This is a genomic window from Flavobacterium sp. FlaQc-30, from assembly GCF_044005885.1.
Lineage (GTDB): Bacteria > Bacteroidota > Bacteroidia > Flavobacteriales > Flavobacteriaceae > Flavobacterium.
This window is the reverse complement of sequence record NZ_JBIPCO010000033.1, coordinates 1-386: the sequence shown is the minus strand read 5'-3', so window position 1 is coordinate 386 and position 386 is coordinate 1. Positions and strand designations below refer to the sequence as shown.

The 386-nt window shown below is 34.7% G+C and carries 1 rRNA gene; it reads right to left on the bottom strand.

The annotated features are described in order from the left end of the window. Positions 1-110: ribosomal RNA gene (locus ACHRV0_RS21620) — 16S ribosomal RNA — on the bottom strand; the annotation flags it as partial. Positions 111-386 lie beyond the last annotated feature (276 nt).

Sequence of the window (386 nt, the reverse complement as noted above, 5' to 3'; positions counted from 1 at the left end):
TTACGCACCCGTGCGCCGGTCTCTATATCCGAAGACATATACCCCTCGACTTGCATGTGTTAAGCCTGCCGCTAGCGTTCATCCTGAGCCAGGATCAAACTCTTCATCGTATATTTTAATATTATATGGCGATGATTTATCTATCGGTTCTTTTCGAATCTTACGACTCTATTACTCTTATTTTATTTGTTTTGAAATCTCTTTCAAAACGGCTGTCAATTCAATATGTCTACGAACGTGTATTTCTTTATTTTTTCCACCTTAATTTGTTTCTCAAAGCGGGTGCAAAACTAAAAATTTATTTTGTTTCTCGCAAGAAAAATTTAAAAAATTTTGAAACTTTTTTTTCGTTCCCTTTTTCTCATTTTCCTTACCAGTCTTTCAAA